This is a genomic window from Streptomyces sp. NPDC092370 (assembly GCF_044755265.1).
Taxonomy (GTDB): domain Bacteria; phylum Actinomycetota; class Actinomycetes; order Streptomycetales; family Streptomycetaceae; genus Streptomyces.
This window is the reverse complement of sequence record NZ_JBIVQO010000018.1, coordinates 48535-61389: the sequence shown is the minus strand read 5'-3', so window position 1 is coordinate 61389 and position 12855 is coordinate 48535. Positions and strand designations below refer to the sequence as shown.

Here is a 12855-nt window from a genome sequence, read left to right as displayed (position 1 = left end):
TGCTGTGCCCGCCCGTCATGCCGCCACCGGTCCGGCGATGCCGCTCTGGAAGAACTGCCGGGCCTGCCGGCTCAGGTCGCCCAGGCGCAGGGCGAGTCGGGCCGCCCCGTCGTAGAGGGCGTGGACGGCCCGGAGGCGTTCCAGGCGGGGGGCCAGGGCCGACAGGGCGATGGCCAGGGCGACGCCGGCCCAGGCGACGGGGCCGAGCGGGGTACAGCCGAAGAAGTGGCTGACCCCGGGGGTCTGGACGAGGGCGGCGAGGACGGCGGCCGAGCCGAGGGCGGTGACCCACACCAGAGTGCTGTGACGGCGTCCGGAGAGGGTCTGCACGAGCTGGGCGCCGACCACCCCGCACAGGGCCATGGTGGTGGACCGGCGTTCGGTGCCGGGGGTGAGACGGCCGATGAGGTACGCCGTGACCGCGCCGAGACAGGTGGTGATGCCGCGGCGGCGGATGGAGCGCAGCAGGGGCGCGCCGAGGACGTCGAGGCCCATCGGGCCGGTCTCGGCGTTCTGCGCGGTCGAGGGGTCGTCGCTGGGGGTGACCGCGACGGCCATGGCCGGGAACATGTCGGTGAGCAGGTTGACCAGCAGCAGCTGACGGGTCGACAGGGGTGAGGCGCCGGCGAGCAGGGTGCCGAGGACGCTGAAGCCGACCTCGCCGGCGTTGCCGCCGATGAGGATGCTCACCGCGTCGGCGACGCTGCGCCACAGGGCGCGGCCCTCGGCGACCGCGTCCACCAGGACGGACAGGTCACCGGTGGTGAGCACGAGGTCGGCGGCGTTGCGGGCGGCCGCGGAGCCGCGGGACTCGACGCCGACTCCGACGTCGGCGGCGCGGATGGCGGCGGCGTCGTTGGCGCCGTCACCGGCCATCGCCACGACCCGCCCGGCCTGTTGCAGGGCCTCGACGACGTGCAGCTTCTGCTCGGGTGCGACCCGGGCGATGACACCCGCGCCGTGCAGGACCCGGACGCGTTCGCGACGCTCCATGGCGACGAGTTCGTCACCGGTCACCGCCTCGGTCTCCTCCGGCCAGCCCAGTTGCAGGGCGATGGCGCGGGCGGTCTCCGGGTGGTCTCCGGTGAGCATGACGGGCAGGATGCCGGAGCGGCGCAGCTCCGCGAGCAGGGCGTGCGAGGTGTCGCGCGGGACGTCGGCGAGCGCGATGAAACCGCTGAACTCCAACTCGGCGAGAGCCGTGTCGAGTTCCTGTTCGGCGTCGTCGGCCCGGCACGGGCGGCGGGCGACGGCGAGAACACGCAGACCCTGTCCGGCCAGATCGTGCGCGGTGTCCCAGGCGTGGCCGGGCAGGTCCCGGCAGGCGGGCAGGATCGTCTCGGGGGCGCCCTTGACGACGAGCTGTTCGCCCGTGTCCGGGTCGCCGTCCCGGCCGACCGCCGCAGCGTAACCGCGGCGGGTCTCGAAGGGCAGTTCCCCGGTCGGCGCCCAGTCCTGATCGGGCGGGGCGACGTCGAGGACGGCCTCGTCGGTGGCGTGCGCGATGCGGCGGCCCTGACCCGTCTCCTCCTGTGGGCAGGCGCGGGCGGCCAGCCGCACGATGGGGGTGGCCTCGTCGGTGTCGGTGGCGAGGACGGTGCCGTCGGCGGTGGCGACCCTGACCAGACGCAGCTTGTTCTCGGTGAGGGTTCCGGTCTTGTCGAAGCAGACGGTGTCGACGCGGCCGAGCGCCTCCAGGGTGCGCGGGGTGCGGACCAGGACGCCGCGGCGGGACAGCCGGCGGGCCGCCGCCATCTGCGCGACGGTGGCGACGAGCGGAAGGCCTTCGGGGACGGCGGCGACGGCGACCGCGACGCCACCGCTGACGGCGCGCCGGACGGGGCTGCCGCGCAGCAGCGACAGCCCGGTCACCGCGGCGCCGCCGGTGAAGGTGACCGGCAGGGCCTTGCGGGTGAGCTCCTGGAGCCGGGCCTGCACTCCGGCGGGCGGCGGGGTACGGGCGGCGAGGGTGACGGCCCGGCCGGCCTCGGTCTGGTCGCCGGTGTCCACGACGAGGGCGGTGGCGCGTCCGGCCACGACGGTGGTGCCCTCGAAGACCATGCAGGTGCGCTGGCCCACCGGCAAGCCGGGCGTGGCGTCGACGGACTTGGTCACCGGCAGGGATTCGCCGGTGAGCGCCGACTCGTCGACCTCCAGTCCGTCGACCTCCAGCAGTCGTGCGTCGGCGGGTACGACATCGCCGGCGCCGAGGCTGATCTCGTCGCCGGGCCGCAGCCGGGCGGCGTCGACGGTGACCGTGCGCCGGCGGCTGTCCTGCTTGCGGGCCTTCGGCTGCTGCCGGGCGGCGAGGCGGGCCAGGGCCTGCTCGGCCCGCAGCCGTTGGAGTCCTCCGGTCACGGCGTTGAGGTCCATGGCGCCGACGACGAGCAACGCGTCAACGACCGAGCCGAGCAGCGCGGAGGCGACGGCCCCGGTGGCGAGGACGGGTGTGAGCGGGTCGTCGAGTTCACGGCGGACGGCTCCCGCCGCCTGCCACGTCCAGCGTGCGGGTGCGGCGACGGGATGGCGGGCCAGGCGTGCGGTCTGCTGCCGTGAGCGGTCCGCGAGCAGGGCGAGTCCGCTGGGCTCGCCGTCGCGGTCGGCGCGCCTGAGCCGGTCGCGGGCCTCGTGGGGTTCGAGGGCGTGCCAGGGGATGTGCAGCCGGGGCGGCGGCGGGGTGGCCCGGGCGACACGTGTGGCTTCGAGCCAGCCGGTGATCAGGGCGTTGACGGCGGCGATGTTGACGGGGGCGTGCCGGGAGAGGGGCCACATGAGGTGCCGGCCGGGGGGCTGCCCGCCCCGGGCGACGAGGAGCCCGGAGAGGGCCGCGCCCGCGCGGGCCAGGGTTTGTGAGCGGCGGCCGACGCGCCGGGCCGCCGGGATGGCGGTCAGCAGCCGCCAGACGTCGGCGAGCCCGCCCGGGGCCAGGACGTCGACTCCCCAGGAGACGGCCGCCCGCCCGTCGGTGAGGGCGATCGCCACGTCACCGGCGGGCAGTCCGGCCGCGACGTGCCCGTCGCCGGACTCGTCCAGGCGCGCGACGGTCACCACCACGCGCCCCTCGTCCTGCAGGGCCCGTACGACGTCTCCGAACGGCTTGGCGCTCGGGGCGACCTCGTCGGCGAGCCGGGTGATGTCCTTCAGGTCGGAGCCGCCCGCGATCACGACGTGCAGTCCGGCCCGGCGGGCGGCGTCCAGGACGGCCTCGGCGAAGGGGTGGACCGGGTCGTCGGGCAGGCCGTCGTCGGTGTCGTCCTGCCGCAGGCTGCGCAGGGCGTCGGCGTGCAGGACGAGGGCGTCGGCGATCTCCAGCTGTCGCAGGCGCTCCCCGTTGCGCAGGAGGATCCCGGCGTGGGCGAGGTAGGTGCCGAGGGTCGCGGCGAAGGCGGCCGGTCCGTACCGGGCCGCCTTCGGGGATCCGGCGAGGAGCGCTTCGGCCGCGTCCGTCGCGTTGTGCGTGACGAGGAAGGTGGCGGCGGCGCCGGCGAGGCTGCCGGTGCTGGCGTGGGAGGCGTACTCCGCGGCGGGGGTCACCTTGAGCGGCGGCCTGGTGTCCGGGGGGCAGGCCAGGCTTGTGCGCCCGTGGTGGCAGACGTCGTCGTGGAGCGCCTCGAAGGCCGCGGCCCTGGCCACGGCTTCGGTGAGCTGGTTGCCGCGCAGGATGCCGTCGAGCACGAGAGCCAGCGGGGTCTGGCCGATGCCGTGGGCGGCGGCGTTCGCACCGGCGAGGACGAGTTCCATGCCGGACGTGCCGAACCGCTGCCGGAGCACGGCCCGGAAACGGGGGTTCTCGCGCAGCAGCGTGACGCCGGCGGTGATGATGCGTGAGCCGGGCGGCAGCCGCAGGGACCGGCCGGCCAGGGCACCGGCCGCGCCCGCGGCGTCCAGCAGGATCGCCGCCGCGCTCACGCGCACCTCGGCGGGGTCGCCCGGGTGGCTGGTGTCCCGGAGGTTGGGGTCGACGCCCTCGCCGAGGCCGAAGCGGGCGGCGAGCGCGGTGGCCCGTTCGGTGACCTGATCGGTGGCGGCGTCCTCCGCCACGGTGACGACCAGGCGGGCCAGTCCCCCGTCCCAGTACGCCGTCAGCACGTCCGGGTGCTCGACCAGTTCCTCGGCGACCTTGTGGGCGAGCGCTGCGGCGTCGCCGTCGGGGTGCCGCAGGGCGAGATGGATGCGCTGCCCGGCCGTCCAGTGCCGGCCGCCGGTCAGGGCGTTGCGCGCGACGTTGCGCACGCGCCGCGTGGTGTCGTAGACGGACGTCACCGACTGGGCGGTGCTGCGGGCGGCGCCTGCGGCCGCGCCGGCCACGGCCCCGACGAGCGGGGCGGCGTCGAAGCGTGTGAGCATCTGCTGCCGTCCCGACTCAGCCGGTGGAGTGGCTGTCGTGTCCGGGCCGGGGGGCCTGGTCCGGCTCCTCGCCCTGTGGGTGGTGGGCGGTGGCCTCCGCGACCTGCTTCAGGGCGGAGGCCGTGGCGGTGTCGCCGACCTTGGCGGGCTGTTCGTGGACGTGCTGGTCCGGCCGCTCGCGACGGTAGTGGGACGCGGCGAGTCTGCCGCCGGGGCCGTACGAGGAGGTGTCCTGGTCGTCCTGGGCGGAGCTGAGGTCACCGGTGGTGCCCGTGGGCGTCGTGCCGTTCGGTGACGCGCCGTCGGGCCGTGTGCCCGGGCGCGGCTGGGTCAGCCAGGCGACCGCCGCGCCGGTCACGGCCACCGGCCACTCCACGACTCCGGCTACGCCGAGCACGCCGGCACCGGCGTAGACGGCCATCCGGCGGCCGCGCGGCGAGACCGCGCCGATCCTGTCGAGCGCGTCGGTGGCCACCTTGCCGACCTGCTCCGCACCCGGCAGGTGCCTGAGGCCCGAGGCCACGGCCCGCAACGGTTGCGGAAGATCGGACGAACGTGGTGTCTCCTGGTTCATGTCGACCTCCACAGGCGCGTTGCTCAGCGGCTTCATCCGGTTTCCCTGCTCTTTGCCCCATATTCCGACTTTAGTGAGTTATGCGCTTGTCTTGTTCGGCCGGGTCCGGTGAGAAGGGGAGCGCAGATGACGGTTCCGCCGTCGTGACTGCGCCCATGCAGCGCCTTGGTGCATCCCTGCGTGCCGTCACCCACGGCGCAGATGATGATCGTGCCGCCGCCGGCGACGCACTGGCTCGCGGTGACGTCCGTCGGCAGGGCGGCGGCATGGCATGGCGGGCACGGTGAGCAGGGACCCGGTCACGGCGGTGAGCAGGGCCGTGACGATCTCCGGGAAGCGGGGTCGGCCCGGGACGCGATCGCCTGCTCCCCCGGCGTCGCCGCCGGCCGGGCCTGTGCTGACGGCCCGGAAGAGGCCGCGCCCGGTCCGCACGGGCCCGAGGGTGCGCGGCCGGGGCCTGTTCCGCGCCGAGACCGACGAGGCGCTCGTCGCCGACGGAGTGCGGGGGCACCGCAAGGAGGACTTCGCCCGGTCCCGTCCGGCGGGCGGTGAGATGCACTGCGGGCGGCGAACGCCCTGCGGGACGTCTCCCGGGACCCCCTGGTGACACACCGCCCTGGGATGGCAGGGGTTGGGCCCGCCACTCTTCGGAAGCCGTCCGTGTCGGGGCGGGAGCGCCGGGTACTCAGTGCAGGCAAACAGCCGTCTCGGGTCCGGACACCGCAGGGGAGCGACGTGTCCGGTTCGGCGAAGGAGTGATCATGACGCAGAACGGTGATGACGCGACGCTCGTCCGGCGACCGGGGATCCCCGATCTCCGGACGGCACCGGACGGGGACGAGCCCGCGCCACCACAGGACCCGCAGGCGGACCAGCCGCTGCAGGAACTCCCGCAGGACCGCAACCAGGCCCTCCTGGAGGCGGCCAAGCAGGTCGGCGCCCTGCTGAAGCGCAAAGGGCACCTGTTCGCGCTGGCCGGCAGTGTGGCCGCGTACGCCCACGGCGGCGAGAAGAACCTCCAGCACGACGTGGACTTCGCGATCCGCCCCGAGGACGCGGAAGCGGTGGCGGCCACGCTCCACGAAGCCGGGCTGACGGTGTACACCCCGCCGGAGGACTGGCTGATCAAAGCCACGTGCTTCGGCCAGCCGGTGGACATCATCTTCGAACTGGCGCACCGGCCGGTCGGCGCGGACATGCTGGAGCGGGCGGAGGAGCTGTCGGTGGACTCGGTGCGCATGCCCGTGCTGGCCCCGACCGATCTGCTGTGGAGCCTGACCGCCTCGTTCTCCGAGCACCACTGCGACTTCGGGGCGGCTCTGCCCATCGCACGCGCCCTGCGGGAGAAGGTCGACTGGGAGAAGGTACGGCGTGAGTGCGGGGACGAGCCCATGCCCGCGGCCTTCTTCTTCCTCCTGGAGCGCCTGGACGTCATCTGAAGGAGCACCCATGAGCACCCACGGTCCACAGGACGCGGGCGGCGGACCGCCGGCCGAGAACCTGGAATACCGCATCGCCCATCTCCAGGACCGCCTCGCCTCCGGCGAACTCGGTGAACTGGGGGTACGCGTCGAGGCCCGCGGCCGGACGGTCCTGCTGACCGGCACCGTGCCCTCGACGCCCTGCCGCGACGAGATCGTGCGCACCGTCCACGAGGAGCTCGCCGGATTCCCCGTGCACAGCGACCTCGTGGTCACCGAGGCGTCCTCCCCCGACCACGCGGAGGAACTCTCATGATCCGCATCGCAGCCGTCGGAGACATCCACATGGGGCCCGACAGCCAGGGCGTGCTCCGCCCCGCCTTCGAGACCCTGCCCGAGTGCGCCGACCTCCTGCTCCTGGCCGGGGACCTCACCCGGCACGGCACGCCCGAGGAAATGCGGGTGGTGGCCCAGGAGGTCGAGGGCCTCGCCGTTCCGGTCGTCGCCGTCCTGGGCAACCACGACCACCACGACGACCGCCCGGACGAGGTCTCGGCCATCCTCCGGGACGCGGGCGCCCATGTCCTGGAAGGGCAGGGCACGGTCGTCGAGAGCGGCGGGACCCGGATCGGCGTCGCCGGAACCAAGGGGTTCGGCGGTGGCTTCGTGGGCCGCTGCGCGGGGGAGTTCGGCGAGCCGGTCATGAAGGAGTTCGTCCGGCACTCGCGCCGGTGCGCCGACGGGCTGCGGACCGCCCTGGAGCAACTGGGCGAGGAGGACTGTGACGCGCGGATCGCGCTGACCCACTACTCCCCCGTCGCGGACACGCTGGCGGGGGAGCCGCTGGAGATTCACCCGTTCCTGGGCAGCTATCTGCTGGCCGAGGCGATCGACACCGCCGGTGCCGACCTCGCGGTGCACGGGCACGCGCACGCCGGCACGGAACACGGCATGACGAGCGGTGGCGTGCGCGTGCGCAACGTCGCCCAGCCCGTCATCGGACGGGCCTTCCACGTCTACCACCTTCCGGTCCGCGAGCGCGCCACGACCGGCGCCGCCGCACAACAGGCCCGCTGAGCCGCCCCTTCCCCTAGCGCCGCCGGCGAACGCCGGCGGCGCTTCGCGTTGTCCTCCCCCGGGGCGCGCCGAACCGCTCGTGTACCGCCTGTGGAGTGAACCCCCGCCCACACCCGGACTCCCCTTCTCCACGTCGACCGGACCGGCCCGATGGCGGCCACTGGCGTGGCCTTCGCCCCGAAGGGCGAACACCACACCGCAGGCGAGCGCGCGCAGCGCGTCAGAAGGACCTCCTCGGTCTCGACGTCGTCGGCGTGGGTGATCGAGGCACTCGTCCGGCAGGTGTCCGAGCCGCCGACGTCCACGTGGCGGTGGGTGCGCAGCCACTCCGCGGCCTGCATCCCGCTCAACCGAGCTTCCCCGGGCCCGCGAGGTGCTGCTCGCCGCGACCGAAACCCTCGCCTGCACCGCCACCGACGTCCTGCTGTCCGCAGAGCGGCGCGAGAAGGCGTGGGCGCGGCACCGGACGGGGTGAGTGGTTCGGCTCCGGCTGGGGAACCCGGCGAGCGCTGTACCCACCGACTCCCTGGAGAGGGCCATGAGTCTGTTGCGTGTGCTCGGCCGCCCCATGCTGGCCTCGATGTTCCTCGCGGGCGGCCTGAACTCCGTCCGCGACCCGAAACAGGTCGCCGACGCCGCCGAGCCTGTCGTCCAACCGATCACCGAGCGCGTCCCCGCGCTGCCGGACCGCACCGAGCAGATGGTGCGGCTGAGCGGCGCCGTGCAGGTCGCCGCGGGGCTGATGCTGGCCACGGGGCGCATGCCGCGTCCGGCCGCCCTGGCCATCGCGGCCACCCTGGTGCCCACCACGCTGGCGGGGCACCGCTTCTGGGAGGCGGAGGACCCCGAGGAGCGGGCACAGCAGCGCATCCACTTCCTGAAGAATCTGTCCATGCTGGGCGGACTGCTGATCGCCGCCGATGACACCGGCGCCCGCCCCTCCGTGGTGTGGCGCGGCACCCACGCCGCCCGCGGTCTGCGGCGGGACGCGGGTCTGGTGCGCCGCTCGGTGCGCGCCACCGCCCGCCCGGCCTCGGCGGTCGGGCGCGTCCGGGCCAAGCTGCCCGCCTGAGCCGCCGGCACGGCCGCGGCGGGACCGCACGTTATCCCCCTGAGGCCGGGGGGACCCGAGCTCTGGAGGTGAAGGACATGGGACACGGAGGAAACGTCATCGACGAGCTGGTGACCGATCACCGCGAGGTCGAGGAGATGTTCGGCAGGATCGAGGCGCTGCCGTCCGGTCACCAGGACCGCAAAGTGTACGCCGACCAGGTCACGATGGAGCTCGTGCGGCACTCGGTGGCCGAGGAGGCCTACCTCTACCCCGCCGTACGCGAGCACGTGGCGGGCGGGGACGCCCTCGCCGACCAGGAGCTGAAGGACCACGCCACGGCCGAGCAGATCATGAAGGATCTGGAGGGCTGTGACGCGGGCGACGCCGACTTCGACCGGCTGATGGGCATGCTGATGAGCGAGATCCGCTCGCACATCGCCGACGAGGAGGGCAACCTCTTCCCGCGGCTGCGACAGGCCTGTCCGATGGACACGCTCAACGAGCTGGGCGACAAGGTGCGCAAGGCGAAGAAGACCGCCCCGACCCGGCCGCACCCGGCCGCACCCGACAAGCCTCCGGCGAACAAGCTCCTGGCTCCGGGCGCCGGCATGGTGGACCGGCTGCGCGACGCGCTGAGCGGCCGCGGCAAGCGGGAGTAGGCACTCACCGCGCTGAGCGGGGCCCCTCGCCGAGGCGAGGGGCCCCGCTTTCCGTGTGCGTGTGATCAAACGCACTGTGGCCTCAAAGCCCTTGCGCGGCAGGGCGTTTGGAAGACGCGGGACGGCGGATCAGGGTGCGGTGGAACCGCTTCTCCGGTCCCCTCTGCCACGATGGTCGGCGCCGTACCCGTCGAGGGGGATCCACCGCGCAGCGCCGCCGGTGCGAGTCGCTCCCTCGTCCTCCTTCTGCTGGGTCCTCCGACTCGTCTCCGAGTACCGCACTGTGTCTTCTCCCTCACCCTCCCCTGCCCTGCCCGCCTCCCGCTCACCGTGGCGGTCGCTGCGGTACCGCAGCATGCGCTGGTGGTCCGTTGCGAACTTCGTGTCGAACGCCGGTACGTGGATGCAGCTCACGGTGCAGAACCTGCTGGTCCTGCAGATCACCGGGTCCGCCGCCGCGACGGGGCTGTCCATGTCCGTGCAGGCCGCTCCGGCGCTGCTGATCAGCGTGTTGGGCGGGGCTGCCGTCGACCGGTGGCCCCGCAAGCTCACGGCAGCCGTGAGCCAGGCGGCGCTCGGCGCGATCGCGTTCACCACGGCCGTCCTCGTGGCGCTGGACCGGATCGACATGACCTCGCTGTTGGTGCTGGCCGCCGTCACGGGCGTCGTCGCGACCGTCGACAACCCGGCGTGCGCCCTGCTGGGCAACGACCTCGTGCCGGCGCAGGACGTGCCCTCCGCCATCGGGGTCGGGGCGCTGGTGCACCAGGCGGGCCGGCTGGTGGGAGCCGCTCTGGCCGGTGTGGCGGTCGGATTCCTCGGCACGTCGGCGGCGTACTTCGGCAACGGACTGTCGTTCCTGTTCGTGGCCGGGGTCATCCCGTTCCTGCGCCCGGCGGCCGGAGCGGTGCGTCAGGACGCCCCGGCCCCGAAGGGCACCGGTCCGGACCTGACCGTGCGCGAGGGGCTGGCCTACTTCATGGGGCGGCCGCGCCTCGTCGCGCTGGCGGGTGTGACCGGGATCAGCTCCGTGTTCGGCCGCAACTACGGGCTCACCCTGGCCGTGCTCGTCACCGGGCCGCTCGCGGGAGGCGCCGGTTCCTTCGGCACGGTGTCGACGGTGCTGGCCGTCGGCGGCATCCTCGGCGCGGTGCTCGGCGCCCGGCTGCGCCGGCCGTCCGTTCGGCTCGTGGGCGCGCTGGCGGCCGCGGGGGCGCTGCTCCAGGTGGTGGCGGGGTTGTCGCCGTCGCTGGCGGTGCTGATCGCACTGGTGCTGCCGATGGCCGTGGTGGAGTCCGTCTCCGACACGGCCGGCACGGCCGTCCTGCAGACCGACCCGCCCGCGCATCTGCGGGGGCGGGTGCTGGGTGTGTGGGGCAGCATCGGCACGGTGTGGGGATTGGGCGGCCCGCCCGCGCTGGGCCTCCTCATGGAAGTGGCCGGACCCCGCGGCGCCCTCGTCACCGGCGGGCTGCTCATCGCCGGCGCGATCGGGGCGGGCGCCCTGCTGCGGCAGCGCCGGACCACGGCACCGGTGATGCTCCGCACGGAGGAGCACGACGTGCCGGGCCTGCCGGCGCTGAGCCCGGCGGCCTGAGCGGACTCCGTACGACGACAGGTCTCGACACCCGGTCCGCGCCGCCCCGGCTTCCATGCGGCCCGCTACGGCCGCAGCGCCTCCTCGGCCGCCTTGGCCGCCCTGCGGGCCAGCAGGGTCGTGGAGCGACCGTCGAGGTAGGGCAGGACCACGGCCTGGCCGCCCCAGGTGCGGAGCACCTCCGCCTCGGGCAGGTCCTGTACGGAGTAGTCGCCGCCCTTGACCCAGACGTCCGGCCGCAGCCGGGCCAGTACCGCCTCGGGGGTGTCCTCCTCGAAGACCACGACGGCGTCGACGCTGCCGAGCGCCGCCAGGACGCGGGCGCGGTCCGCCGCCGGGTTGAGCGGGCGGCCCGGACCCTTGCGGCGGGTGACGGACGCGTCGGAGTTCAGGCACACGATGAGGCAGTCGCCGATGCGCCGGGCGCTCTCCAGCAGGCCGACGTGACCGGCGTGCACCAGGTCGAAACAGCCACCCGTGGCGACGACGGTGCCACCGCGGGCCCGGACCCTCTCGGCGAGCCCGAACGCGTCGGTCGCGGGGTCGTCCTCGGGGCCGGGCACCGGCTCGGTCCGCCACAGGTCGGGGTTGCCCGCGCCGCCCGCCGCGACGAACGAGGCCGCCTCGGCGACCGCCCGCTGCAGCGCCTCCTCGGGGAGCAGTCCGTCGGCGAGGGCCGCCGCCGCCGTGGCGGCGAAGCAGTCACCCGCTCCGCAGGGATCCCCGACGGCCCGGTAGGGCACGGGCACGAGCATCGGGGTGCCGGAACCCGGCCGGGTCAGCAGCACCCCGCGCTCACCGAGGGTGACGGCGACACCGGCGGCCCGCCAGCGCTCGGCCAGTCGTGCCCCGCGTTCGGCGTAGGCGCCCAGGGTGGTGCCTCCTGAGCCGGGGTGCAGGGCCTGTGCCTCCGCCGCGTTGGGGGTGACGAGGCGGGCTCCGGGCACGGGCGGGTCGCCCTTGGGGTGCGGGTCCCACACCAGCGGGGTGCGGCGGGCGGCCTCCTCCAGGAGCGGCCGCAGGGCGCCCGCGGTGTGCCGGCCGTAGTCGGCGACCAGGACGGCGTGCGCGCCGGCCAGCGCTTCACGGACCGCGTCGCCGGGTTCGCCGGGGGTGCCGCCGCCCCGGTCGATGCGGACGACGGGCCGGCCGCCCGCGAGGACGCGCGTCTTGACCGGCAGGGTGCCGTTCAGCGGGAGCTCCAGCAGCCGGACCCGGTCGCGCAGATCGTGCCGTACCGCCTCGCTGGCGTCGTCGTCGCCGAGCGCGGTCACCAGGACGACGTCCCGGCCGCCCCGGGCGGCGAGGGCGGCGGCCAGGCCGGCACCGCCCGGGTGGCGGCGGTCGCCGGTGACGTCGACGACGGGGGCGGGGGCGTCCGGGGAGAGCCGGGTGGAGACGCCTTCGATGTCCTCGTCGAGGAGGACGTCCCCGACGACGGCCAGCGGGTGCGGCTCGGTCATGACGTGCTCCCGTGGGTGAGGACGGCGCGCCGGGCGAGGGGCGTGGCCACGGCCGTGTCGAAGCACTCGCAGAGCAGATGGACGGCGACCAGGTGCGTCTCCTGGACGTTCGCGGCGCTGCCGGCGTCGATGCACACGGCTTCGTGCGCGGCTTCCGCGAGGGGGTTGGGGCCGCGCCCGGTCAGGGCCCACACGCGCAGTCCCGTCTGCCGGGCGGTCACCGCGGCGGCGATGAGGTTGGGGCTGCGGCCGGAGGTGGAGAGCACCATCAGGATGTCGCCGGAACGGCCGTGGGCGGTGACCTGGCGGGCGTAGACGTGGTCGAAGCCGTAGTCGTTGCCGATGGCGGTCATGCTGGAGGTTTCGGCGTGCAGGGCGAGCGCGGAGTAGGCGCGGCGTTCCCGCCGGTAGCGGCCCACCAGTTCGGCGGTGAGGTGCTGTGCCTGGGCGGCGCTGCCGCCGTTGCCCGCGACGAGCAGCCGGCCGCCGCCGGTGAGGACGTCGGCGAGCCGGCCGCCCCAGTCCGCGACCCTGTCCAAGCCGTCGTCGCGGAACCGTGCGAGGGCTTCTTCCAAAGATCGGCAGTGCAGTCGCGCGGCTTCCAGGGCGTGGTGTGCGGAGGGTTCGCTCATGTCGGTCGGGCGTACCGCCGTGGGTGACGGC

The 12855-nt window shown here is 74.6% G+C and carries 10 protein-coding genes; 6 read left to right on the top strand and 4 right to left on the bottom strand.

All coding sequences use genetic code 11. The features are described 5' to 3' along the window. Window positions 1–15 precede the first annotated feature (15 nt). Both ACIQHQ_RS35345 and ACIQHQ_RS35340 read right to left on the bottom strand, forming a co-directional pair. Window positions 16–4347, bottom strand: a complete 4332-nt coding sequence (locus tag ACIQHQ_RS35345) for a cation-translocating P-type ATPase (RefSeq protein ID WP_402620271.1) — start codon at window positions 4345–4347, stop codon at window positions 16–18. A 16-nt stretch (window positions 4348–4363) separates the two neighbouring features. Beyond that, window positions 4364–4957 carry a hypothetical protein gene (locus tag ACIQHQ_RS35340; protein WP_402620269.1) on the bottom strand — a complete coding sequence of 198 codons (594 nt, stop codon included), beginning with the start codon at window positions 4955–4957 and terminating at the stop codon, window positions 4364–4366. A gap of 725 nt (window positions 4958–5682) precedes the next feature. Here ACIQHQ_RS35340 and ACIQHQ_RS35335 point away from each other — a divergent pair. From ACIQHQ_RS35335 to ACIQHQ_RS35310, 6 genes are all read left to right on the top strand, one after another. Next, window positions 5683–6360, top strand: a complete 678-nt coding sequence (locus tag ACIQHQ_RS35335; RefSeq protein ID WP_402620267.1) for a nucleotidyltransferase family protein — start codon at window positions 5683–5685, stop codon at window positions 6358–6360. A 10-nt stretch (window positions 6361–6370) separates the two neighbouring features. Beyond that, on the top strand, window positions 6371–6658 hold the full coding sequence (locus tag ACIQHQ_RS35330; RefSeq protein WP_402620264.1) for a BON domain-containing protein: 288 nt from the start codon (window positions 6371–6373) through the stop codon (window positions 6656–6658). Next, a complete protein-coding gene (locus ACIQHQ_RS35325) occupies window positions 6655–7419 on the top strand; it encodes a metallophosphoesterase (protein ID WP_402620262.1) in 765 nt (254 codons plus the stop codon). The genes ACIQHQ_RS35330 and ACIQHQ_RS35325 overlap by 4 nt, the downstream gene beginning before the upstream one ends. Before the next feature lie 538 nt (window positions 7420–7957). Further along, entirely contained in the window at window positions 7958–8491 is a 534-nt protein-coding gene (locus tag ACIQHQ_RS35320; RefSeq protein WP_402620259.1) for a DoxX family protein, read from the top strand. A gap of 77 nt (window positions 8492–8568) precedes the next feature. Next, window positions 8569–9132, top strand: a complete 564-nt coding sequence (locus tag ACIQHQ_RS35315) for a hemerythrin domain-containing protein (protein ID WP_402620256.1) — start codon at window positions 8569–8571, stop codon at window positions 9130–9132. A gap of 355 nt (window positions 9133–9487) precedes the next feature. Next, window positions 9488–10729 (top strand): MFS transporter, encoded by a 1242-nt coding sequence (locus ACIQHQ_RS35310; protein ID WP_402620253.1) that lies wholly within the window; start codon window positions 9488–9490, stop codon window positions 10727–10729. A gap of 65 nt (window positions 10730–10794) precedes the next feature. Here ACIQHQ_RS35310 and rfaE2 read toward each other — a convergent pair whose 3' ends face one another. After that, window positions 10795–12192: a D-glycero-beta-D-manno-heptose 1-phosphate adenylyltransferase gene (rfaE2, locus tag ACIQHQ_RS35305; protein WP_402620250.1), complete on the bottom strand. Its 1398-nt coding sequence runs from the start codon at window positions 12190–12192 to the stop codon at window positions 10795–10797. Further along, on the bottom strand, window positions 12189–12824 hold the full coding sequence (locus tag ACIQHQ_RS35300; protein WP_402620247.1) for an SIS domain-containing protein: 636 nt from the start codon (window positions 12822–12824) through the stop codon (window positions 12189–12191). The genes rfaE2 and ACIQHQ_RS35300 overlap by 4 nt, the downstream gene beginning before the upstream one ends. Window positions 12825–12855: the final 31 nt, after the last annotated feature.

Coding starts and splice junctions, on each gene's coding strand:
- ACIQHQ_RS35345 (WP_402620271.1), bottom strand. CDS start 4,347: ATGCTCACACGCTTCGACGCCGCCCCGCTCGTCGGGGCCGTGGCCGGC.
- ACIQHQ_RS35340 (WP_402620269.1), bottom strand. CDS start 4,957: ATGAAGCCGCTGAGCAACGCGCCTGTGGAGGTCGACATGAACCAGGAG.
- ACIQHQ_RS35335 (WP_402620267.1), top strand. CDS start 5,683: ATGACGCAGAACGGTGATGACGCGACGCTCGTCCGGCGACCGGGGATC.
- ACIQHQ_RS35330 (WP_402620264.1), top strand. CDS start 6,371: ATGAGCACCCACGGTCCACAGGACGCGGGCGGCGGACCGCCGGCCGAG.
- ACIQHQ_RS35325 (WP_402620262.1), top strand. CDS start 6,655: ATGATCCGCATCGCAGCCGTCGGAGACATCCACATGGGGCCCGACAGC.
- ACIQHQ_RS35320 (WP_402620259.1), top strand. CDS start 7,958: ATGAGTCTGTTGCGTGTGCTCGGCCGCCCCATGCTGGCCTCGATGTTC.
- ACIQHQ_RS35315 (WP_402620256.1), top strand. CDS start 8,569: ATGGGACACGGAGGAAACGTCATCGACGAGCTGGTGACCGATCACCGC.
- ACIQHQ_RS35310 (WP_402620253.1), top strand. CDS start 9,488: ATGCGCTGGTGGTCCGTTGCGAACTTCGTGTCGAACGCCGGTACGTGG.
- rfaE2 (WP_402620250.1), bottom strand. CDS start 12,192: ATGACCGAGCCGCACCCGCTGGCCGTCGTCGGGGACGTCCTCCTCGAC.
- ACIQHQ_RS35300 (WP_402620247.1), bottom strand. CDS start 12,824: ATGAGCGAACCCTCCGCACACCACGCCCTGGAAGCCGCGCGACTGCAC.